The organism is Acidovorax kalamii (genome assembly GCF_002245625.1).
In the GTDB taxonomy this organism is placed as follows: Bacteria; Pseudomonadota; Gammaproteobacteria; order Burkholderiales; family Burkholderiaceae_C; genus Acidovorax; species Acidovorax kalamii.
Genome location: NZ_NOIG01000011.1, coordinates 25,143 through 45,059 on the forward strand (window position 1 = coordinate 25,143; position 19,917 = coordinate 45,059).

A 19,917-nucleotide genomic window follows, 5' to 3' on the forward strand; every position below is an offset into this window, starting at 1 on the left:
TCCCCAAGCCACCATGACTTCTGCACCCAACACCTCTACCGCTACGACGCCCATCCACGCCGCCATCGCAGGCGAGGCCCTCATCGACCTCATCCGCCGCCCCGATGGCAGCTACCTGCCGTGCCTGGGCGGCGCGCTCTACAACCTGTGCCGTGCGCTGGCCCGGCAGGGCGTGGGCACGCAGTACCTCAACCCCTTGTCGCGCGACCGCTTTGGCCGCGAGCTGGCAGCTCAGTTGGTGGCCGACGGCGTGGTGTTGGCCCAGCCCGAGCCTGTGCAGCAAGTCACCTCACTGGCCGTGGTCAATCTCGATGCAAATGGCCACCCCGACTACGCCTTCTACCGCGAAGGTGTGGCAGACCGCGCTGTGTCCGCCGCGGGTTTGGGCGAAAGCTGCGCGGCTTTGCCCGCGCTGCAGCTGGTCTGCACCGGCGCTTTGGCTCTCGACGCGCGCGACACGGCCATCTACTTGCCATGGCTGGCCGCCCAGCGCGCCGCAGGCCGCTGCGTGGTGGTCGATGCCAACCTGCGCCCCTCCGTCATGCCCGACCTGGCGGCCTACCGCACCATGGTGCACGCCGCGCTGGCCCACGCCCACATCATCAAGGCCAGCGACGAAGACCTGGAGCATCTGGCTGTGCCCGGCGCCGATGCCCTGGCCCGCGCGCAGCATCTGCTGGCCGCCAACCCGCAAGCCCATCTGCTGGCGCTGACACTGGGGGCGGAAGGCGCATGGCTGCTGCACCGCAGCGGCGCGCAATGTTTTGCGAAAGAAGCCCAGCCGCTGCAGGTGGTGGACACCGTGGGCGCGGGCGACAGTTTTCTGGCGGGGCTGCTGGCGCATTTGCTGCGGCAATCGCAGGCTGCAGGGGTTGCGAGTTTTACGCAGTTTGTGGACGGGCTGACGGCCGACGCCTGCCAGCTGGCGCTGCGCCATGCGCTGGCCAGCGCCAGCCTGTGTGTGATGGAGCAGGGCTGCGTGCCACCGGGCTGGGAGGCAGCGCGCGCATGGAGCGAGCAGCATCCAGCAGCCCAAGACCCGCGCTGACATCCGGGTTTGGGGCACCGTCGTTGGAGGGGCAGGCCGTCTATCATTTCCTGTTGCAGATTTGCGGAGGATGCCGATGACGGAGTTTCTGGTTGCGATGCTGTGGTCAGCGGTTGAGGTGCTGATCGTCTTCACGGGCGCGCAGGTGATCCGGGTGCTCAGCTTCGGCCGCTGGCGCTCTGAGCGCTGGAGCACCAACGAAGCGCGTACCTTGAGCGCGGCGGGCGCACTGTCGTTTCTCCATGACGGGCAACGTGTGGTGACGACCAACGGCCTGATATTCGTGGGCTTGTTGTTCTATGGGTTGCTCGCCGTTTTGGCCGTCGCGCTTTCGAGGCTGGCTTTGGCGTGATTGCGGGTAGCGCAGTGCCCCAGGACACACAGATCATCCCCGTCGGCCCTGTCACGGCAGAAGCCGCCTGCACGCTCATCCGCCAGTCCATCACCCACTGCTGCTCCCTCGACCACGGCCATGACCCTGCCATCCTGACGGCCTGGCTGATCAACAAGACCCCCGAGAATCTGGCTGCGTGGATGTCCGCGCCAGACGCTGCCGCGTGGGGTGCATACCGGGGCGACAAGATGGTGGGTTTTGCGCTGGTGGCGGGGGCCACGCTGGCGTTGTGCTATGTGGTGCCTGAAGCCATACACCAAGGGGTGGGGCGGGCCTTGCTGCGACAAGCCGAGGGCCATGCGCGCAAGGTGGGGCTCTCAGCCTTGGGCCTTGAGAGTACGCGCACCGCTGAGCACTTTTACCGCCGCAATGGCTACGTGCCGCATGGCGCGGTGCAAACGTGGGCCGGTCTGCAGGCACAGCCGATGCGCAAGGCGCTATGAACTGACTGGGGTTCCTGGCGTGCCCGCCTGTCGTGCCCGGCCTTGGGGGGTAGAGATGCAAGCAAAATTGGCCGCTGGCGCCTGTTAGGTATGCGCTTGTAGCTCTCTTTTTTATAGCATTATGGATAAGGTTTCCCAGCGCCCGCGACGTCGCTAGGTGCTTGTGGTCACCCGGTGGCCCTGGTTGTCGTTCATTTCCAGAATCCACCACTGCGCCCCCGTGTTCTTGTCGATGAAGCGCATGTGCGAGGCGATGTTGGCCAGCATTTGGCTGTCCAGGTGGAGCAGGCGCTGTACATAGTCCATCAGGTCGTTGGCCTCGTGGGTGAACTCGAAACCGTCGTGGTCAAACTCGAACACCTGTCCGGCGCACTCGCCATCGGTCGCCATCAGGATGTAGTTGCCCGAATGGGGCGTCTCGCCAATCACCAGGCAGTGCTCGATCCAGTCGGGCAGGATCTCTTCGCGTTCTTCGTCGCTCAGGTGTTCCGTCCAGCCTTCAAACGCCTCTTGCAGCGTGGGCCATTCAGCTGGTGGGGCGATGTAGCGGGCGGCGTCGCCCGAGTCGGCATCGTGATACAGCAGCACGCCACCGAACGTGGCATAGAAACCGGAAAGCTGGCCCACATCGGACAGGGGCGCATCCAGCGCAGCGGGGGGCTGGATGTGGTGCTGGAAGTTCACCGTTTTGGTTTGCTGCGGCTTGTTGATGCGCTCGCAGGTGAAGGTGCCGGCGTGTTCGGTGATGGCGCGGTGCAGATCAGGCAGTGTCATGGGCAGACCTTGGGTGGCAGTCAGAGTTCTTGGGCGTACACGATGAAGCCATGGTGCTTGGCCATCTTGTCGTACAGCTGGCGCCCGGCGGCATTGGTCTCGTGCGTTTGCCAGTACACGCGGGAAGACTTGGCGGCGCGCGCAGCGTCGTACACCGCTTCGATCAGCGCCCGCCCCACGCCCCGGCCGCGCGCGGCCTCACGGGTGAACAAATCGCTGAGGTAGCAAACGGGTTCGATGCGCGTCATGCTGCGGTGAAAGACGCAGTGCGTGAGGCCCAGCAGCTCGCCGCTGGCATCGTCTTGCGCCACCAGGCAGAACATGGGTTCTGCCGCGTCATGAAACCGCTGCCAGGTGGTTTGCGTGATGTGCTCGGGCAGCGCCGTGGCGCCAAAGCGACCGTAGAAGGCGTTGTAGCCGTCCCAGAGCGGGCGCCATGCGGCGTAGTCGGAGGGCTGAGCGGGGCGTATGGAGACAGCAGAACTCATGGCGGGCCGAGCGGTGTTGTGGAGCGAAGCGGTGATTGTGCAGGCAGAGCCGGAGGGCCGTTTTCCTTGCCGGGGCCTGCAGCTGCGCGGCGGCGGCCATGCCCTGCGGTTTGTTGGGATTCGGTGGGCTACGATGCGCGTCTGATCCGCATTCGGGCCCTGTGCCCCACGCTTTGACCATGAGCTATGTTCTGCACCTCTGGCGCCATCCGATCCCTGTCTCCAGTGAGGACGCGCAGGTCACGTTGCGTGACTTGCGCCAGCAGTTGAGTTTCAACCCCGATCCGGCGGCAGGCGTACTGATGCAAGCCCTTGCAGCCGGGCTGCCGCAGGATGGCGAGCCCGAGGACTATTGGACTGAACCCCCGGAGCCGGACCCGTTCGCGCTGGTGCAAAGCCTGAGTCCTGCCGTGGCCGAACTGGAGGTGGTGCTGCCGGTGATCGAGCGCGTGGCCCGCCAGCTGGGGTGGGTGATTTTTGATCCGCAGAGCGGCGAGGTGCACCCTCCTTCGGGGCAGGTGATGGGCCCCATGGGATCTGTTGCAGCCGTGGCGGATGTGCCTGTGCTCCCTGAGCTGGACACTTCGCCTTCGGCGCGCAGCCGCCGGGTGCAGCAATCGCTGGAGCCCCTGTTCACCCAACGGGGCTGGCGCAAGCTGCGGGGCGCATTCTGGTTCAAGAAAAAGCTGCCTGTGGGCGAGGCGCTGGTGTACTCGGACATGGTGCGGGACACCTTGCACCACGGCGTGTGGATACGCCTTGCATTGCCCTCCCACCTGCAGCCCGCTCTTAACAGCGATGGCGGGCCGGCCTTTAAGGTGTCCTTGCAGCACTTCGCGCAGACGCACAGGCTGCCCTTCACTTACCTGGAGCCACCGGCACTGTTCCAAAAACAGGCGGGAGGGGTGATCTACGAGTTGCCCATGGGCAGCGCAGACAGTGCTGCCACGCGCCGGGATGAGCTGGCGGCGCTGTACGACAGGGCCGTGCTGGACTGGCTGGACCAGTTGCACAGCCTGGAGGATCTGGACAGATGGGCCAACCGCGTGCCGGATGAGGAATGCCCCTTCGTGGGCCTGCGCCAACGCAGCGACTACCGCTTGCTGAACTACCACCCCGATCTGCTGGTGGCTGCTGCAGTCAACGCCCCTGACTTCGAGCAACGCGCCCTGGAGCGCTATGCAATGTACTAGGCCGACGCGTTTGGCCGGGGGCTGCTGCCCCAGATGCACGAGCTGCTGGCCGTGTGCGGCCTGCACATCTCGCGCTGATCCTATGTTTGCGCAGACCGTGCGGCGTTAGACCTTCAGTACCCGCCCCGGGTTCATGATCCCCTGCGGGTCCAGCGCCTGTTTGATGGCGCGCATCATGCCAAGCGCCACGGGCGACTGGTACTTGGCGAGCTTCTCGGCCTTGAGTTCGCCGATGCCATGCTCGGCCGAGAACGATCCGCCAAACTCGGCCACGGCCTCGTACACCAAGTGGTTCACATGGTCCTCGTGCTCGCGCAGGAAGGCCTTGGGGTCGCCCTCAGCCGGCGCCTGCACGTTGTAGTGCAGGTTGCCGTCGCCCAGGTGGCCGAAGTTGACCAGGCGCACGCCCGGGATCTCGTGCTGCAGCACCGCGTCGGTGTGCGCCACGAAGGCGGGGATGCGCGAAATCTGCACCGAGATGTCGTGCTTGATGTTCAGGCCCTCTTCGGCCTGAGCGAGCGGAATGCTCTCGCGGATATGCCACAGCTGGTGGGCTTGCGTGAGGTTTTCGGCCACCACGGCGTCGGTCACGCAGCCCATTTCAAACGCGGTTTCCAGCAGCGATTCGAAGCGCGCGCGGGCGTGTTCCTCGGATTCGCTGTCGGAGTTCTCCAGCAACACACACCAGGGCGCGTTCTCGTCGCCCAGGAAGGGCACGCGCAGCTGCGGCATGTGTTTGCCCACCAGGCTCAGTGCAAACTGGCCCATCACCTCAAAGCCCGTGAGCCCCGCGCCCAGCTGCTTGTGTGCCAAGCCCAGCAGCGCCACGGCATGCTCCATTGACGGCACGGCGGCCCAGGCCGTGAGATTGGCGGCGGGTTGGGGGTAGAGCTTCATGGTGGCAGCGGTGATGATGCCCAGCGTGCCCTCGCTGCCGATGAACAGGTCGCGCAGGTCGTAGCCCGTGTTGTCCTTGCGCAGGCCCTTGAGGCCGTCCCACACCTCACCCTGCGCTGTGACCACTTCGAGGCCCAGGCACAGGTCGCGTGCATTGCCATAGCGCACCACCTGCGTGCCGCCCGCGTTGGTGCCCAGGTTGCCGCCAATGGTGCAGCTGCCCTCGGCCGCGAGGCTCAGGGGGAACAGCACACCGGCGTTCTGCGCCACGTCCTGCAGGTTCTGCAGGATGCAGCCCGCTTCCACGGTCATGGTCAGGTTGTCGGTGTCCACACTGCGCACCGCGTTCATGCGCGTGAGGCTCAGCACGATCTGCGTGCCGCTGTCATCGGGCGTGGAGCCCACGGCGAGACCCGTGTTGCCGCCCTGGGGCACGATGGCGGTACCCACCGCCGCGCAGGCCTTGACCACGGCGGCCACTTCCTGCGTGTTGGCGGGGCGCACCACGGCCAGGGCCTTGCCGCGCACGCGGCGGCGCCAGTCCTGTTCCCAGGCGGTGAGGTCGCCTTCGGTGATCACATGGGTGGGGCCAACGATGGCCCGCAGGGTGTCGAGCAAGGTGGTCATGGATGAATCGGCGTGTTCAGTGGGTGGATCGGGTAGCGGGGGACTGCGCCAGGGGCATCAGGGGGCGGGTGCTGCTGAGTTGGCTTCTGCCGCCGCCGCGGCGGCCTTGGCGTTGCGCTGGCGCACACGCACATGCAGCGTGCAGGCCGTGAACAGCACCAGGCACAGGGCCACTTCGGCCCAGGCCAGCCATTGCGACGGGGGCTTGTCGCTCCAGCCGCGCACCACGCCTTCGGTGAAATACAGCCAGATCACGAGGCTGACCCAGCGGTAGGTGTACATGCGGTTCTTGAGGATGCCCGCCAGCGGAATGCACAGCGGCAGGGCCTTGATGGCCAGCCAGGTGCCACCGGGGCGCAAGGGGGCCAGCACCAGCTCCCAGGCCAGGCACAGAACAATCAGGGCCAGCAGGCTGCCGGTGGCCAGCCAGCGGGTGGCGGCAACGCCGTGGTCAGAGGGGGTGAGGGGGGTGGCGGGGGATGCAGTCATTGGGGTGGCATCATATCGGCCATGCCTCTTTCCCTACAGACAGTCGCATCACGCACCGAAGCGTTGATCAATGAACTGTCGCACTTCCCGTGGAAGACCACGGCCCAGACGCTGCGCGAGCGCTTTCGTGAGGACCATCTGGGGCTCACGGCCAGCAGCCTGACCTTCACCACCATCCTGGCGCTGGTGCCGTTTTTTACCGTCGCGCTGGCGGTGTTCACCGCGTTCCCCATCTTCGGCAAGCTGCAGGATGCGCTGCAGGGCTGGCTGGTGAGCAGCCTGGTGCCCGACAGCATCTCGCGGCAGGTGATTGGCTACCTGAACCAGTTTGCCTCCAAGGCCAGCGGCCTGGGGGTGGCGGGCTTCAGCATCCTGCTGGCCACGGCGCTCGCACTGATCCTCACCATCGACCGCACGCTCAACGACATCTGGCGCGTGCCGCGCCTGCGCCCGCTGGGCCAGCGGGTGCTGATCTACTGGGCCGCCATCACGCTGGGGCCGCTGCTCATGGGCGCGAGCCTGGCGCTCACCTCGTATGTGATGTCGGCCTCGGGCGGGTTGGTCAAACGGTTGCCCGATGGCGTGCAACTGCTGTTCGACTCGATCCAGTTTGTGGTGCTGGCGGGGGGCATGGCGTCGCTGTACCACTATGTGCCCAACACGCCGGTCAAATGGCGCCATGCCTGGACGGGCGGGCTGTTCGTGGCCGTGTGCATCGAGCTGGCCAAGAAGATCCTGGCGCTGTACCTGGGCAAGGTGCCCACCTATTCGGTGGTGTACGGCGCGTTTGCCACGCTGCCCATCTTGCTGGTGTGGATCTATGTGGCCTGGGTCATCGTGCTGCTGGGGGCCGTGGTCACCGCCTACCTGCCCAGCCTGCTGGCGGGCGTGGCGCGGCGCGGCACGGTGGCGGGCTGGACGTTCCAGCTCGCGATCGAGGTGCTGCAGGAGCTGCACCGCGCGCGCAGCCAGCCCATGAAAGGCCTACGCCCCAGCCAGCTCGCTCAGCTGCTGCGCGTGGACGTGCTGCAGCTCGAACCCGTGCTCGAAGCCCTGACCGCCCTGGACTGGGCGGGCGAGGTGGCCGATGCGGCGGTGAGCGCTTCGGACGTGCCCGAGCCGCGTTATGTGCTGCTGGCCGACCCGGCCCTCACCCCGCTCGCGCCCCTGGTGCAGAAGCTGCTGCTGGAGCGCGCCCAGAGCCTGGCCCCGCTGTGGCAGCGCGCGGGCCTGGAGAGCCTGCACATGGCCGATGTGCTGGAGAGCGCCGCGCAGGCCGGATGAACTGCTGTTGCGCTTTGATTGCTATAAAATATATAGCTATCGGCGCATGGTGGAAGCGCGGTAGCGGCCATTTTTTCTTGAATTTTCAGATCAGAACGGCACCTTGCCCGTCCAGATGTCCTTGTACATCACCCAGTCGCCCATGAAGCTGTAGAGCGGGCGCTTGAAGCTGGCGGGCTTGTTCTTCTCAAAGCCGAAGTGCCCCACCCAGGCAAAGCCATAGCCGCAGAGCAGACCATACAGCAGGTACTGCGGCTTGCCCGTGGCCACCAGCATGGCCAGGCAGACGAGGGTGAGCGTAGAGCCCACGAAGTGCAGGCGCCTGCAGGTGCGGTTGCTGTGTTCGCCCAGGTAGAAGGGATAGAACTCCGCGAAGCTCTTGAAGCTGCGCGGGTCGGTGGTGGTGTGGGGGGCGCTGATGTCCATCGTTGTCTCCTGTGTTGTTGTTCAGGGGGGCTCACCATGCCTGGCCCTTTGTGAGCAACGGGAAAAGGCGGCCCCTGGCGCTTTATACGCCCAAGCCCGCAGGGATGGGGTAGCGGATTTGACAGCGGCGCAGTTGCGGTGTTTTAATAAATCGACTGGTTGATCTATTAATAACTGCACAAGATTTTTCACATGCGTACCGTGGACCCCGAGCGCCATCAGGCGCGGCGCCAGCAGATCCTGGAGGCCGCGGTGGCCTGCTTCATGCGCAAGGGCTTTCATGCCACCCGCACCGCCGAGATCTGCGCCGAGGCGGGCATGAGCCCCGGCAACCTGTTCCATTACTTCCCGACCAAGGAGGCCATCATCGCGGCCATCGTGGAAGAGGACCAGCGCGAAACTGCCGAGCGTTTTGCCGCTGCGGCAGGTGCTCACAACCTCTATGGCGCGCTGATCGCCATCGTGGAAGAAAGCCTCGCCCTGCTGGCCGACCCGGTGTACACCCGCATCGGCCTGGAGGTGCTGGCCGAGGCCGTGCGCAACCCTGATGTGTTTGCCAGCGTGGCACGGAGCGAGGCGGGCCGCAAGGCCCAGCTGGTGCGTCTGCTTGATACGGCGGTGGAACGCCAGCAGGCGCGGCTGACCATGCCGCCTGCGCAGGTGGCGGACTGGATCCTGCTGCTGCTGGATGGCGCCTTTGGCCGGGCCATGGTGGAAGAGCGTTTTGACGCCCAGGCCTATCGCTCGCTGGTGCTGGGGGCCTTGGCCGCAGTGGTGGTGCCGGTGGGGGAGGGCGCATGACGCAGGCAGCGCACCCCCACGAACCCGCCGCACCCACCACCCCCGTCCACCCCGCACCAGTCAGTGCCGGGCGCGAACACGCCATTGACGCGCTGCGCGGCTTTGCGCTGCTGGGCATCCTCATGGTCAATGCGGGCAGTTTTGCATCCACCTACTTTGGCGTGGGCGTGGTGGACCCGGCCTTCTCCCGCACCGTGGACCATGCTGTGCGCTGGTGGGTGAGCTTCATCTTCGAGACCAAGTTCTACCTGCTGTTCTCGCTGCTGTTCGGCTACAGCTTTGCGCTGCAGATGGATTCGGCGGAACGTTCGGGCAGCGCCTTTGTGCCGCGCTTTCTGCGCCGCCTGCTAGGCCTTTTGCTGCTGGGGCTTGCGCATGCCTGGTTGCTGTTCGCGGGCGACATCCTCGTCACCTATGCGCTGCTGGGCGTGCTGCTGCTGGCCTGGCGCGGGCTGAAACCCGCATCGGCCACGGTGCTGGCCCTGGCGCTGCTGGGCATGGTGGCCGGAGGCTGGGGCCTGCTGGCCTGGCTGGTGGCGCATGTGCCGCCCATAGGGGTACCGGTGGCCGAGCTGCATGCCAAGGCGCAGCAGGCCGCACAGGCCTACCGTGCGAGCGCGCTGGATGCCATCGCCCAGCGCGGGCGAGACATGGCCGACGGCGTGTGGTTTGTGCTGGTGTTTGTGCAGGGGCCCTGTGCACTGGCCATGTTCCTGCTGGGGCTCGCGGCCCACCGCTCGGGCTTTCTGGCCCGGGTGTCGCAGCAGCCAGCGCACTTGCGGCGGTGGATGGCGTGGTGCCTGCCTGCAGGAGGGGCGGGGGCCTTGTTCTATGCCACGGCACAGGTGGGCACCAGCAGCGTGCAGCAGCCCGAGCATGTGGTGCTGGCCGCGCTGGCGGTGGACCTGGCCACGGCGCCGTTTCTTACCTTCGGCTATGTGGCGCTGCTGCTGTGGCTGCTGCAGCATGGCCCCGTGGGCCAGCGTCTGGGCGCGGCGCTGGAGCCTGCGGGGCGCATGGCGCTGTCCAACTATCTGCTGCAGTCGCTGATCGGGGCCACAGTTTTCACGGCCTATGGCTTTGCGCTGGTGGGCCGGGTGGCGCCCTGGCTGGTGGTGCTGGGGGTGTTCACGTTGTACGGGGCCCAGTTGGCGTGGAGCCGCCGCTGGATGGCCACACACGCCTACGGCCCGGTGGAGTGGTGGCTGCGGGCCTTCACGCTTTGGCAGTGGCCAGCGTGGCGGCGCGGCGCGCCCTGACCACTGGCCAGGGCGCGGGCGGCGTGTTGCTCAGCGGGCCAGAAAGTCGCGCAGCGCGAACAGCGTTTCTTCCGGCGCTTCGGTCATCTGGTGATGGCCTACGGGCAGGCTCGCGATCGACACCGATTGGCCTGCAGCGCGGGCCGCGTTGACCAGACCTTGCGCGGCCTTCGGGGGGGTCATCTGGTCCTGCGCGCCCAGCGCAAACAGCACCGGGCAGGTGAGTTGCGCCATGGCGGCTTCGCCACCGGCGTAGCTGTCGCAGGCCACAAAGCCCCGGTGGAACACGTTGACGGCCGGGTTGCTGCGCAGCACCCGGCGGCCCAGCGCCATGCCCGTGCCAAACACCCAGGTGCCGGGCCCCAGGGCCGACGGGGGCGCGGCCAGCGTGTTGCGCGAGAACACGTTGACCATGCGCAGGGCCTTTTCGGGGTCGCTCTGCGAGGCCTCGATGAGCGCGGGCGACACCTTCATCGGGAAAGCCGTGCCCACCAGCACCAGATGGCTGACGCGGTCCTTGAGCCGAGCGGCGGCTTCCATGGCAATGAGCGAACCCCAGCTGTGGCCCACCAGGGCTGCGCGCTGCACGCCTGCAGCGCCGAGCAGTGCGCCGATGAAGTCGGCCGCCTGCTCCACCGATGCAGGCGCGTCGCCACCGCTCTTGCAGTGGCCCGGCAGGTCGATGGCCAGCACGTTCCAGCCATGGTTGGCCATGTAGCGGCTTTGCAGGGCCCACACGCTGTGGTCGTTGAGCACGCCGTGGATGAACACCACCGTGGGCTTGGCGGCATCGAAGGCCTTGCCGCCGGTGTAGCAGTAGATGGCGGCGCCGTTGACTTGGATGTGCATGGTCAGGCCCCCGCTTTCTCGGCGGCCTTGAGCGCGCGCTTGAGGTCGTCGATGAGGTCGTCGGCATCTTCGAGGCCGATGGACAGACGGATCGTGCCCTGGCTGATGCCTGCTCCCGCCAGCGCGTCGTCGCTCATGCGGAAGTGCGTGGTGCTCGCGGGGTGGATCACCAGGCTGCGGCAGTCGCCCACGTTGGCCAGGTGGCTGAAGACCTTGAGGGTTTCGATGAACTTCTTGCCCTGCTCGCGATTGCCCTTGAGGTCAAAGCTGAACACGGAGCCTGCGCCACGCGGCAGCAGCTTTTGCGCGAGGGCGTGGCTGGGGTGAGACTCCAGCATGGGGTGGCCCACGCGCGACACAAACGGCTGCGCAGCCAGAAATTCCACCACCTTCTCGGTGTTGCGCATGTGCTGCGCCATGCGCAGCGGCAGGGTCTCGATGCCTTGCAGGATGAGCCAGGCCGTGTGCGGGCTCATGCAGGCGCCAAAGTCGCGCAGCCCCTCGCGCCGCGCGCGCAGCAAGAAGGCGCCCACGGTGCTCTCTTCGGTGAACACCATGTTGTGGAAGCCGTCGTAGGGCTGGGTCAGCTCGGCAAACTTGCTGGCGGATTTTGGGCCGTCCCAGTCAAAGCTGCCGCCGTCCACCACGATGCCGCCCACCACGGTGCCGTGGCCCGAGAGGAACTTGGTGGCCGAGTGGTAGACGAGGTCCGCGCCGTGTTCAAACGGCTTGATGAGCCAGGGCGAGGTGAGGGTGGAGTCCACCAGCAGCGGCACACCGGCCTCGTGTGCCATCGCACTCACGGTGGGGATGTCCAGCACATCCAGGCCCGGGTTGCCCACGGTTTCGCCGAAGAACAGCTTGGTGTGGGGGCGCACGGCAGCGCGCCAGCCGTCGATGTCACCGGGCTTCACAAAGGTGGTTTCGATGCCAAAGCGCGAGAGCGTGTAGTGCAGCAGGTTCTGCGATCCGCCATACAGCGCCGTGCTCGCCACGATGTGGCTGCCCGCGCCCATGATCGTGGCAATCGCCAGGTGCAGCGCGGCCTGGCCGCTGGCGGTGGCAATTGCGCCCACGCCACCTTCCAGGGCCGCCACGCGCTGCTCCAGCACTGCGTTGGTGGGGTTGCTGATGCGGCTGTAGACATGGCCGCCGCGCTCCAGGTTGAAGAGCGACGCTGCGTGGTCGCTCGACTCGAAGACGAACGAGGTCGTCAGGTGGATGGGCGTGGCGCGCGCGCCGGTGGCGGGGTCGGGGCTCGCCCCTGCGTGCAGGGCCAGCGTGTCAAAGCCGGGGTCGGAATAGCCGGGCATCGGGTGTCTCCCATGTTGTCAATGCAGGCGGGCATTGTGGGCTATATTTGGTAGCAAATTGTCTATAGCGCCTGCCGCGCTTCTCTCGCCCTCTCGGAGACCCAGCACCATGAAAGTCAGCGACATCCTTCGCGTCAAAGGCAACACCTTGTACACCGCCTCGCCCGACGAGCCGCTGGCAGGCGCCGTGGCCCTGATGGCCGAGCGCGACATCGGTTCGCTGGTGGTGATGGAGCATGGTGACCTGGTGGGCATGCTCACCTTCCGCGAAGTGATCCAGGCCGTGGTGAAAAACGGCGGCAGCGTGGGCACGATGCTGGTGCGCACCGCTATGGACGATGCGCCTTTGACCTGCACCCTGGAAACCGACATGGACGAGGTGCGCCGCATGATGCTGGACCGCCACGCGCGCTACATGCCGGTGATGGACCGCCGCATGCTCATGGGCGTGATCAGCTTCTACGACGTGGCCAAGGCCGTGGTGGACAGCCAGAACTTCGAGAACAAGATGCTCAAGGCCTACATCCGCGATTGGCCTGAGGAAGAACCACGCGCCTGACCCCGCCGGGGGCTCCGGTTGCCGACGTGGCGTGGCCCTGCCACCGCGTGGATGCCCAGGTCAGTGGTTGTGTGCCGCCGATCGGGCGCCCAGCCAGGCCTCGATGTCCTCGGGCGGGAGGGGCTTGCCGAACAGATAGCCCTGCATGACCGGGCACCCATGCGCCTGCAACCATTGCTGCTGGCCCACGGTTTCCACGCCTTCCGCCACCACCACCATGCCCAGGCTGTGCGCAATGCTCAGCACCGACACCGTGAGTGCGCGCGCCGTGGCGCTGGTGGTCAGGTCCTGCACGAAGGCCATGTCCAGCTTGAGTTCGCTGATCGGCAGCCGGTGCAGATAGCTGAGGCTGGAGTATCCGGTGCCAAAGTCGTCCAGCGACAGTTTGAAGCCTTGCCGGTGCAGGGTGTCGATGTTGGCCAGGGTCACCGGCCGCGCATCCATCATCACGCTTTCGGTGATCTCCAGCAACACATCCCCGGGGCGCAGGCCGTGCTGTTTCAAGGCGTCGGCGATCTCCTGCGCCAGCCCGGGTTGGTGAAAGCTGCGGCCTGACAGGTTGATGGCCACGCAAGGCACGGGATGGCCTGCCGCGCGCCATGCCGCAAGCTGGCGGCAGGCTTCGTCCAGCAGCCACAGTGTGAGTGTGTGGATCAAGCCCGCCTCTTCTGCAATGGCGATGAACTGTGAAGGCGGCACCATGCCCCAGGTGGGGTGGTGCCAGCGTGCCAGGGCTTCGACGCCATGCAGCGTATCTGGCGAGCTGCTGAGCACCTGGGGCTGGTAGTGCAGGGTGAGGCTGCGTTCCGCCAGCGCCTGTTGCAGCGCGCGTTCCAGCGAGGCGCGCTCTTGCGCGCGGCGGTTCATCTCGGCGCTGAAAAGCTGCAGGCTGTGCCGGTGGTCGCTTTTGGCCTGGTGCATGGCCTGGTCCGCGTGCAGCAGCAGGGTGTCGATGTTGCTGCCGTCGTCGGGGAACATGGCGATCCCCAGGCTGGCGTGGGGCCTATGGACCTGCCCGTTGATGTGCAGGGGCTGGGCGATGGATTCCAGAATCCGCTGGGCCATGGGCACTGCCTGTTCGGTGGTGCATTCGGACAGCAGCAGCACAAATTCGTCCCCCGACAGCCGCCCGATCAGGTCGCGCGCACGCAGGCACTGCGTGAGCCGCGCGGCCACCTCGCACAGCAGGGCGTCGCCTGCGGCGTGCCCCTGGGTGTCGTTGATCTGCTTGAACCGGTCCAGATCCAGAAACAGCAACGCCCCGGGGCGCTCTTCGTGCTCCAGGCTGGCCAAGGCGCGTTCTGCGCTGCTGCGGAACATGGCGCGATTGGGCAGGCCCGTGAGCGTGTCGAAAGACGCCAGCTGGTGAATGCGGCGGTGGGTGCTGTCCCGTTCGATGGCCAGGGCGCACAGGTGCAGGCACACCTCCACCAGGCGGTGGTGCAGCGCACCGGGGCTGCGAGGCTCCCGAAAATAAAAGGCGAAAGTGCCTACCGGCTTGCCCTGGTGGTTGGAGATGGGGCTGGACCAGCAGGCCCGCAGGCCCGTGGGGGCGAACAGGTCGCGGTAGTCCGTCCACAGGGGGTCGGTGGTGATGTCGGTGACGATCACCGGCGCGTTGCGAAACGCCGCCGTGCCGCAGGAGCCCACCTTCGGACCAATGGGAAGGCCATCCAGGGCATCGCAAACGGCCGCTGGCAGGCCGGGGGCGGCCAGAGGGCGCAGGCAGCCTTGTGCATCGACTGCCAGGATGGAGGCCGTGACTTCGGGGGCAATCCGCTCCACCTCGCGGCACACGAGCGCCATCAGGTCTGGCAGCGGCAGTTCGTTGACCATGCCTTCCAGCACCTTTGTCTGCAGCACTTCGTGCATCTTGGTCAAGGTGATGTCCGTCAGCACCGTGATGCTGCCTCCCGGGCCGCCCGAGGCCTCGGGCGAGGCATTGATCACCATCGACACCCAGCGTGGTTGCCCGGACTTGCTGTACAGCATGGTCTCGACATGGAACTCGCCCTGGGTACTGACTTTGGAGCGGATGCTGCCCAGCAGGGCCGGATCGGAATGCGGGCCCAGCAGCACCTCGCTGAGCAGCTTTCCCAGCATTTCCTCGGGCTGAAAGCCAAAGAGCCGCGTAAACCCCTGGTTGATGTACACCACCCGCTTGGCGCTGTTGGTCATCACGATGGCGTTGTCGCTGGCATCCAGGGCCTTGCGAAGGGGGGCATCGCCCAGCATGGGGGGCAGAAATTCTGCGTGGGGCAAAGAGGGACCAGGCATTGGCAGGGCAGAGGCGGGCATGAAGGTCCCGGAGGTGGTGTGCCGATCCTAGCAAGCGCGTGGGGCCATGCCAAGCGCGATATGCCCTGCGCAGGGCGGGACAAGATCGGTGGATACGCCGGTTGCGCTCCAGGCCGTTAGGGGGCGGTGGGTCTGGGATAATCCCGCACCATGAGCGGCAACACCATCGGTACCCTATTCGCAGTCACCAACTTTGGTGAATCCCACGGCCCGGCCATTGGCTGCGTGATCGACGGCTGCCCGCCCGGCATGCCCCTCACCGAGGCCGACATCCAGACCGACCTGGACCGGCGCCGCCCTGGCACCAGCCGCCACGTCACGCAGCGCAACGAGCCCGATGCGGTGGAGATCCTCTCCGGCGTGTACGAGGGCAAGACCACCGGTACCCCCATTGCCCTGCTGATCCGCAACACCGACCAGCGCAGCAAGGACTACAGCAACATCGCCGAGAGCTTCCGCCCCGGCCATGCCGACTACACCTACTGGCACAAGTACGGCATCCGCGACCCGCGCGGCGGTGGTCGGTCATCGGCCCGCCTGACGGCGCCCACCGTGGCCGCAGGCGCCGTGGCCAAGAAGTGGCTGGCACAACAGTATGGCGTCGAGTTCCGCGCCTGCATGACCCAGCTGGGCGAACTGCCCATCCCGTTCGAGAGTTGGGACCACGTACGCAACAACCCCTTCTTCGCCCCTGTGGCCGACGTGCAGCAGTACGAGGACTACATGGATGCCCTGCGCAAGGCGGGCGACTCCTGCGGGGCCCGCATCGGCGTGCAGGCCACGGGCGTGCCCGTGGGGCTGGGCGAGCCGCTGTACGACAAGCTGGATGCCGACATCGCCCACGCCATGATGGGCCTGAACGCCGTGAAAGGCGTGGAGATTGGCGCGGGCTTTGCCAGCGTGGCGCATCGCGGCACCATGCATGGCGACTCGATGACGCCCCAGGGCTTTCGCACCAACAACGCCGGTGGCGTGCTGGGCGGCATCAGCACCGGGCAGGACCTGGAGGTGAGCATCGCCATCAAGCCCACCAGCTCCATCATCAGCCCGCGCGAATCCATCGACATCCACGGCAAGAGCACCGAGGTGATCACCAAGGGCCGCCACGACCCCTGCGTGGGCATTCGCGCCGCGCCGATTGCCGAGGCGCTGCTGGCGCTGGTGGTGATGGAGCACGCGCTGCGCCACCGCGCCCAGTGCGGCGACGTGGTGCCACCCGTGCCGCCGATCCAGGCCTCGTTTCTGTAACACCAACTCCCACCGTCCCTGGGGCGGTGCCTCCGTATGAGCAACCGCTTGTCCCGGGCCTTCTGCCTTCGCGTGCTGGCAGCCTTGGCGGTGCCGCTGTGGCTGGCTGGCTGTACCGGCATTGCGCCCACCTCGCCTGTGGCGGGCAGCGCGCCGCCCCACATCGACATCACCCTCATCGGCTTCAACGACCTGCACGGCAACCTGGAGCCGCCCCACATGGCGCACCGGGTGCAGGGGCCCACAGGCCCGGTGCTGGCGCCTGCCGGAGGCATGGCCTACTTCGCCAGCGCCATGGCGGCCCTCAAGGCCCAGTCGCCGCACCATGCGGTGGTGTCGGCAGGTGACATGGTGGGCGCCTCGCCGCTGGTGTCGTCACTCTTCCTGGACGAGCCCACGATCGAAGCGGTCAACCGCATGCAGATCGACTTCAATGCGGTGGGCAACCACGAGTTCGACCGGGGCTGGCGCGAACTGCTGCGGCTGCAGCACGGGGGCTGCGAGAAATTCACCTCGCGCGAGCCCTGCCGCATCAGCCAGCCGTTCGAGGGCGCCCGATTTGGCCTGCTGGCGGCCAACACAGTGCGCGAAGACGGGCGCACCCTGCTGCCCGCCACGGGGCTCAAGCGGTTCACCGAAGGCGGCGTCACGGTCACCATGGGGTTTATCGGCCTCACGCTGCAGGCCACACCCACCATGGTCAGCCCGTCGGGCGTAGCGGGGCTGCGTTTTGAGGACGAGGCGGCCACTGCCAATGCGCTGATCCCGCAGCTCAAGGCCCAGGGCGCCGATGTGATTGTGGTGGCCATCCATGAAGGCGGAAGCACCACGGCGGGCGTGCAGGAGACCAGCTGCGCAGGTCTGTCGGGCGACATCGTGCCCATTCTGGAGCGCCTGGACCCTGCCGTGGATGTGGTGGTCTCGGGCCACACGCACCAGGCCTATGTGTGCGACTACAGCCGCGTGAACCCGGCCAAGCCCTTCTTGCTGACCAGCGCAGGCCAGTACGGCACGCTGCTCACTGACATCCAGCTGCGCGTGGATACGCGGACCCGCCGTGTGGTGCGCAAGACAGCGCGCAATGTGGTGGTGCAGGGCGAGGCCTTTACTGGTGCCCAGGGCCTTGTGCCCGTCACCACCGCCGTGCCTGCCTTCCCGGCAGACCCAGGTGTGCAAAAGATCATCGACACCTACCGCGCCGCCGCCATTCCACTGGCCCAGCGGCCCGTGGGCCAGGCCAAGGGCCCCATGCGCCGCCAGCCCAACGCGGCGCTGGAGAGCGTGCTGGGCAACCTGGTGGCGGACGCCCAGCTGCTGGCCACGCGTTCGCCCGAAGAGGGGGGCGCGCAGCTGTCGTTCATGAACCCCGGCGGCCTGCGCGCCGACCTAGTGCCGGATGAGCAAGGGCTGGTGCGGTATGGCCAGCTGTACGCGGTGCAGCCCTTTGGCAACCAACTGGTGGTGAAGACCTTCACGGGGGCACAGATCCGTGCGGTGCTGGAGCAACAGTTCGCCAGCGGCGGCAACACGGTGCAGCGGCCCCGGGTGCTGTCGGTGTCCAGCGGCTTCAGCTACCGCTACGACCTGACCCAGCCCGCCGGGGCGCGCATCAGCCAGATGGTGCTGAACGGGGCGCCATTGGCCGACGCGCAACCGGTGCGCGTGGTCATGAGCAGCTTCCTGGACAGCGGCGGCGACAACTTCACGGTGCTGACCCAGGGCCGGGACCGGCAGGTGGGCGCGCTGGACCTGGACGCGCTGGAGGCCTACTTCCGCCAGCAAAGCCCGGTGGCGCCGCCCGCCACGGACCGCATCACGCGCGTGGGCCGCTGAGGCGGGGCCGCGCTGCAGCCATAGTGCGGTTCAGCTGCGGCGGCGCAGCGCACCCAGCCATTGCAGCGGATTGAAGCCGGTGACCAGCCCGGTCGCCACCAGCACCAGCGCGCCGCCCCAGAGCATGCCCGGCCCCAGGGCCTCGCCCAGAAAGACATGGCCCCAGGCCACGCCAAACAGCGGGATCATGAAGGCCGAACTCATGGCGGCCACGGGCGAGACATGCTTGAGCACCCGCAGGTTGAGCCAATACGCCAGGCCCGAGGTCACGATGCCCATCACGGCCACGGCGGCCAGTGCGCCGGGTGTGAAGCGCGCTTCGGGCAGGCTCCAGGCTGCGCCCGGCAGCAACAGCACCAGGGCGGCGGCATGGATGCCTGCGGCAATCGACAGCGGGGACATGCGCTGGGTGGCGCGTTTCATCCAGGTGGTCGCGATGCCATAACAGGCTGACGCCGCCACACAGGCCGCCGCCGCCAGCAACAGGGCGGGCGTGGGCTGCACGGGGCCCAGCTGCACGATCAGCGCCACGCCCGCAAAGCCGCTGAGGCAGCCCAGCCACTTGCGCACGCTCAGCGTGTCTTCCTTCATCCAGGCAGCGGCGATCACGCCAAACGGTACAGCCATGGTGTTGAGCAGCGAGCTGTAGCCCGCTGGCAAGTGCAAGGCCGCCCAGGCGTACAGCAAGAAGGGCAGGGCGACGGTGAGCGTGCCCAGCCCGAACAGCTCGCGCCAGTGGCGCCAGGGCCAGGACTCGTTGGCGACGCGCATGATGCCAATCAGCGTGAGAGTGGCCAGCCCGATGCGCAGGGCCGCCATCACGTTGGGCCCCAGCACGGGGCTGGCGATGCGGATGAAGAGGAATGAGGCGCCCCACAGGGCAGACAGCAGCACCAGCTGCAGGAAGTGGCGGGTTTTCACCGCAGCGATTGTCGGGCACGGGCGCTGGGCGTGCCGCATGTGCGGGTGAAAAACTTAAAGCAAAAAATGCCGTTTGCGCTCGTCCAGCATGCCGTTGCAGCTATCGTTTCAGGAGCGTTGCGCGCTGTAGCCTTGGTGACAGCGCTGCTGGCAGCATCTGTCGGGAAGCCATGGTGTTGTTTGATTGCTATGCTATTGATAGCTATCAAGGCATGGTGGGCGCGCGGTAGGCGCCAAAAAAGCTTGAATTCCATGCGCAGTGGGCCGGGTGGAGGTGACCATGTCGCCTGGCCTGGCGCTGACCTACTTACTTGCGCACTTCATCGACCATGGCGCGGAAGTCGTCGATGTCTTCGAAGCTTCGGTAGACGCTCGCAAAGCGGATGTAGGCCACCTTGTCGAGCTTCTTGAGTTCGCGCATGACCAGTTCGCCAATGCGGCCGGACAGCACTTCGCGCTGGCCCAGGTTGAGCAGCTTTTCCTCGATGCGCTCGATGGCGCTGTCGATCTGCTCCGTGCTCACCGGGCGTTTGCGCAGTGCCAGGCTGAACGAGCCGAGCAGCTTGCTGCGGTCGTATTCAATGCGCCGACCATCCTTCTTGACGATGGCCGGGAAGTTCACTTCCGGCCGCTCGTAGGTCGTGAAGCGCTTGTCGCACGCGCCGCACTGGCGGCGGCGGCGGATGAAGACCCCATCCTCAGACACCCGCGTTTCAACGACTTGCGTTTCGAGGTGGCTGCAGAAGGGGCACTTCATGGACTTCCAGGACCGG

General features: G+C 66.6%; 20 protein-coding genes. 10 read left to right on the plus strand and 10 right to left on the minus strand.

Features of this window, described 5'->3' with window-relative positions:
* The first annotated feature begins 13 nt into the window (after positions 1–13).
* The 3 genes from CBY09_RS16925 (at position 14) to CBY09_RS16935 (ending at position 1,885) form a co-directional block, all read left to right on the plus strand.
* A complete protein-coding gene (locus CBY09_RS16925; RefSeq protein ID WP_094290770.1) occupies positions 14–1,048 on the plus strand; it encodes a PfkB family carbohydrate kinase in 1,035 nt (344 codons plus the stop codon).
* A gap of 76 nt (positions 1,049–1,124) precedes the next feature.
* Positions 1,125–1,400 (plus strand): hypothetical protein, encoded by a 276-nt coding sequence (locus CBY09_RS16930; protein WP_094290771.1) that lies wholly within the window; start codon positions 1,125–1,127, stop codon positions 1,398–1,400.
* Positions 1,401–1,414: 14 nt separating this feature from the next.
* Complete coding sequence (locus CBY09_RS16935) at positions 1,415–1,885, plus strand: GNAT family N-acetyltransferase (RefSeq protein WP_240515764.1); 471 nt, start codon at positions 1,415–1,417, stop codon at positions 1,883–1,885.
* Between the two features lie 153 nt (positions 1,886–2,038).
* Here CBY09_RS16935 and CBY09_RS16940 read toward each other — a convergent pair whose 3' ends face one another.
* Complete coding sequence (locus CBY09_RS16940) at positions 2,039–2,659, minus strand: SMI1/KNR4 family protein (protein ID WP_094290773.1); 621 nt, start codon at positions 2,657–2,659, stop codon at positions 2,039–2,041.
* Between the two features lie 20 nt (positions 2,660–2,679).
* Positions 2,680–3,147 (minus strand): GNAT family N-acetyltransferase, encoded by a 468-nt coding sequence (locus tag CBY09_RS16945; protein ID WP_094290774.1) that lies wholly within the window; start codon positions 3,145–3,147, stop codon positions 2,680–2,682.
* A 179-nt stretch (positions 3,148–3,326) separates the two neighbouring features.
* On the opposite strand from CBY09_RS16945, the gene CBY09_RS16950 reads away from it, so the two are divergent.
* Positions 3,327–4,340, plus strand: a complete 1,014-nt coding sequence (locus tag CBY09_RS16950; protein WP_094290775.1) for a hypothetical protein — start codon at positions 3,327–3,329, stop codon at positions 4,338–4,340.
* A 105-nt stretch (positions 4,341–4,445) separates the two neighbouring features.
* Here CBY09_RS16950 and CBY09_RS16955 read toward each other — a convergent pair whose 3' ends face one another.
* Positions 4,446–5,864, minus strand: a complete 1,419-nt coding sequence (locus tag CBY09_RS16955; protein ID WP_094290776.1) for an FAD-binding oxidoreductase — start codon at positions 5,862–5,864, stop codon at positions 4,446–4,448.
* A 57-nt stretch (positions 5,865–5,921) separates the two neighbouring features.
* Complete coding sequence (locus CBY09_RS16960) at positions 5,922–6,353, minus strand: DUF2069 domain-containing protein (RefSeq protein WP_094290777.1); 432 nt, start codon at positions 6,351–6,353, stop codon at positions 5,922–5,924.
* Between the two features lie 21 nt (positions 6,354–6,374).
* Between CBY09_RS16960 and CBY09_RS16965 the strand changes: the two genes are divergently transcribed.
* Positions 6,375–7,637, plus strand: coding sequence for a YihY family inner membrane protein (locus CBY09_RS16965; RefSeq protein ID WP_094290778.1), 1,263 nt, complete (start codon positions 6,375–6,377; stop codon positions 7,635–7,637).
* A gap of 90 nt (positions 7,638–7,727) precedes the next feature.
* On the opposite strand, the gene CBY09_RS16970 is transcribed toward CBY09_RS16965, so the two are convergent.
* A complete protein-coding gene (locus CBY09_RS16970) occupies positions 7,728–8,063 on the minus strand; it encodes an Mpo1-like protein (protein WP_094290779.1) in 336 nt (111 codons plus the stop codon).
* A 192-nt stretch (positions 8,064–8,255) separates the two neighbouring features.
* Between CBY09_RS16970 and CBY09_RS16975 the strand changes: the two genes are divergently transcribed.
* On the plus strand, positions 8,256–8,864 hold the full coding sequence (locus CBY09_RS16975; RefSeq protein ID WP_094290780.1) for a TetR/AcrR family transcriptional regulator: 609 nt from the start codon (positions 8,256–8,258) through the stop codon (positions 8,862–8,864).
* Complete coding sequence (locus CBY09_RS16980; RefSeq protein WP_094290781.1) at positions 8,861–10,123, plus strand: DUF418 domain-containing protein; 1,263 nt, start codon at positions 8,861–8,863, stop codon at positions 10,121–10,123. Before CBY09_RS16975 ends, CBY09_RS16980 begins: the two co-directional genes overlap by 4 nt.
* Positions 10,124–10,153: 30 nt before the next feature.
* Here CBY09_RS16980 and CBY09_RS16985 read toward each other — a convergent pair whose 3' ends face one another.
* A complete protein-coding gene (locus tag CBY09_RS16985) occupies positions 10,154–10,972 on the minus strand; it encodes an alpha/beta fold hydrolase (protein ID WP_094290782.1) in 819 nt (272 codons plus the stop codon).
* 2 nt (positions 10,973–10,974) lie between these two features.
* Positions 10,975–12,285 (minus strand): O-acetylhomoserine aminocarboxypropyltransferase, encoded by a 1,311-nt coding sequence (locus tag CBY09_RS16990; RefSeq protein WP_094290783.1) that lies wholly within the window; start codon positions 12,283–12,285, stop codon positions 10,975–10,977.
* A 109-nt stretch (positions 12,286–12,394) separates the two neighbouring features.
* On the opposite strand from CBY09_RS16990, the gene CBY09_RS16995 reads away from it, so the two are divergent.
* Positions 12,395–12,844, plus strand: coding sequence for a CBS domain-containing protein (locus CBY09_RS16995; protein WP_094290784.1), 450 nt, complete (start codon positions 12,395–12,397; stop codon positions 12,842–12,844).
* Positions 12,845–12,904: 60 nt separating this feature from the next.
* Here the strand turns inward: CBY09_RS16995 and CBY09_RS17000 are convergent, their stop codons facing one another.
* Positions 12,905–15,142 carry a sensor domain-containing protein gene (locus CBY09_RS17000; protein WP_240515765.1) on the minus strand — a complete coding sequence of 746 codons (2,238 nt, stop codon included), beginning with the start codon at positions 15,140–15,142 and terminating at the stop codon, positions 12,905–12,907.
* A 150-nt stretch (positions 15,143–15,292) separates the two neighbouring features.
* On the opposite strand from CBY09_RS17000, the gene aroC reads away from it, so the two are divergent.
* Together aroC and CBY09_RS17010 are read left to right on the plus strand one after the other, a co-directional pair.
* Positions 15,293–16,390 (plus strand): chorismate synthase, encoded by a 1,098-nt coding sequence (aroC, locus tag CBY09_RS17005; RefSeq protein WP_094290786.1) that lies wholly within the window; start codon positions 15,293–15,295, stop codon positions 16,388–16,390.
* 36 nt (positions 16,391–16,426) lie between these two features.
* Positions 16,427–18,223 carry a bifunctional metallophosphatase/5'-nucleotidase gene (locus CBY09_RS17010; protein ID WP_094290787.1) on the plus strand — a complete coding sequence of 599 codons (1,797 nt, stop codon included), beginning with the start codon at positions 16,427–16,429 and terminating at the stop codon, positions 18,221–18,223.
* A 30-nt stretch (positions 18,224–18,253) separates the two neighbouring features.
* Here CBY09_RS17010 and CBY09_RS17015 read toward each other — a convergent pair whose 3' ends face one another.
* Together CBY09_RS17015 and nrdR are read right to left on the minus strand one after the other, a co-directional pair.
* Positions 18,254–19,153, minus strand: coding sequence for a DMT family transporter (locus tag CBY09_RS17015; protein ID WP_094291204.1), 900 nt, complete (start codon positions 19,151–19,153; stop codon positions 18,254–18,256).
* A 298-nt stretch (positions 19,154–19,451) separates the two neighbouring features.
* Positions 19,452–19,901 carry a transcriptional regulator NrdR gene (gene nrdR / locus CBY09_RS17020; protein WP_063460772.1) on the minus strand — a complete coding sequence of 150 codons (450 nt, stop codon included), beginning with the start codon at positions 19,899–19,901 and terminating at the stop codon, positions 19,452–19,454.
* Positions 19,902–19,917: the final 16 nt, after the last annotated feature.

What these genes read in the sequence shown, in the direction of transcription:
- nrdR (WP_063460772.1), bottom strand. Translation starts at nt 19,901, where the DNA reads ATGAAGTGCCCCTTCTGCAGCCACCTCGAAACGCAAGTCGTTGAAACG.
- CBY09_RS16985 (WP_094290782.1), bottom strand. Translation starts at nt 10,972, where the DNA reads ATGCACATCCAAGTCAACGGCGCCGCCATCTACTGCTACACCGGCGGC.
- CBY09_RS16945 (WP_094290774.1), bottom strand. Translation starts at nt 3,147, where the DNA reads ATGAGTTCTGCTGTCTCCATACGCCCCGCTCAGCCCTCCGACTACGCC.
- CBY09_RS16965 (WP_094290778.1), top strand. Translation starts at nt 6,375, where the DNA reads ATGCCTCTTTCCCTACAGACAGTCGCATCACGCACCGAAGCGTTGATC.
- CBY09_RS16930 (WP_094290771.1), top strand. Translation starts at nt 1,125, where the DNA reads ATGACGGAGTTTCTGGTTGCGATGCTGTGGTCAGCGGTTGAGGTGCTG.
- CBY09_RS16995 (WP_094290784.1), top strand. Translation starts at nt 12,395, where the DNA reads ATGAAAGTCAGCGACATCCTTCGCGTCAAAGGCAACACCTTGTACACC.
- CBY09_RS16980 (WP_094290781.1), top strand. Translation starts at nt 8,861, where the DNA reads ATGACGCAGGCAGCGCACCCCCACGAACCCGCCGCACCCACCACCCCC.
- CBY09_RS16950 (WP_094290775.1), top strand. Translation starts at nt 3,327, where the DNA reads ATGAGCTATGTTCTGCACCTCTGGCGCCATCCGATCCCTGTCTCCAGT.
- CBY09_RS16955 (WP_094290776.1), bottom strand. Translation starts at nt 5,864, where the DNA reads ATGACCACCTTGCTCGACACCCTGCGGGCCATCGTTGGCCCCACCCAT.
- CBY09_RS16940 (WP_094290773.1), bottom strand. Translation starts at nt 2,659, where the DNA reads ATGACACTGCCTGATCTGCACCGCGCCATCACCGAACACGCCGGCACC.
- aroC (WP_094290786.1), top strand. Translation starts at nt 15,293, where the DNA reads ATGAGCGGCAACACCATCGGTACCCTATTCGCAGTCACCAACTTTGGT.
- CBY09_RS16960 (WP_094290777.1), bottom strand. Translation starts at nt 6,353, where the DNA reads ATGACTGCATCCCCCGCCACCCCCCTCACCCCCTCTGACCACGGCGTT.
- CBY09_RS16925 (WP_094290770.1), top strand. Translation starts at nt 14, where the DNA reads ATGACTTCTGCACCCAACACCTCTACCGCTACGACGCCCATCCACGCC.
- CBY09_RS16975 (WP_094290780.1), top strand. Translation starts at nt 8,256, where the DNA reads ATGCGTACCGTGGACCCCGAGCGCCATCAGGCGCGGCGCCAGCAGATC.
- CBY09_RS17010 (WP_094290787.1), top strand. Translation starts at nt 16,427, where the DNA reads ATGAGCAACCGCTTGTCCCGGGCCTTCTGCCTTCGCGTGCTGGCAGCC.
- CBY09_RS16990 (WP_094290783.1), bottom strand. Translation starts at nt 12,285, where the DNA reads ATGCCCGGCTATTCCGACCCCGGCTTTGACACGCTGGCCCTGCACGCA.
- CBY09_RS16970 (WP_094290779.1), bottom strand. Translation starts at nt 8,063, where the DNA reads ATGGACATCAGCGCCCCCCACACCACCACCGACCCGCGCAGCTTCAAG.
- CBY09_RS17000 (WP_240515765.1), bottom strand. Translation starts at nt 15,142, where the DNA reads ATGCCCGCCTCTGCCCTGCCAATGCCTGGTCCCTCTTTGCCCCACGCA.